Raw genomic sequence first — 540 nt, forward strand, 5'->3', positions numbered from 1 at the left:
ATGGGCGCGGCTGCTATCGACATTAATTTTGGCTGCCCGGCAAAAACCGTCAATCGGCACGACGGCGGCGCCTGTTTACTACAAACCCCCGAGCGTATTTACAACATCGTAAAGGCCATGCGCGCGGCCGTCCCTGAGACGACCCCGGTAAGCGCCAAAATTCGCTTGGGCTTTAACGACCGCAGCCGATATCTTGAGATTGCCCAAGCGGCCGCTGACGCCGGCGCCAACCGGCTTACCGTACACGCGCGACGCAAAGTGGACGGCTCTAAGCCACCGGCTTACTGGGACTGTGTCGGCCACATCAATGCCGCACTGGCTATTCCCGTGGTGGTAAACGGCGATATCTGGTCTGTTGCCGACTACCTGCGCGCCCGGGCCGAAAGTGGCTGCGAAGACGTGATGCTCGGCCGCGGCCTCTTGTCTTGCCCAGACCTCGCCGCGCAAATTAAAGCCCATGTCAATCACCTAACCTACCAGCCCTTAACCTGGCCACAAGTGCTGCAGCTTTTGTTCGGGCACTATCAAGCAGGCAAGAGC

The 540-nt window shown here is 59.4% G+C and carries 1 protein-coding gene; it reads left to right on the forward strand.

Going from position 1 to position 540, the window contains the following annotated elements; translation table 11 throughout:
- A partial coding sequence (locus ACFQEU_RS17875; protein WP_379784345.1) for a tRNA dihydrouridine synthase occupies window positions 1-540 on the forward strand: 540 nt, incomplete at both ends.

The organism is Halorubrum tibetense (assembly GCF_042661865.1).
In the GTDB taxonomy this organism is placed as follows: Archaea; Halobacteriota; Halobacteria; order Halobacteriales; family Haloferacaceae; genus Halorubrum; species Halorubrum tibetense.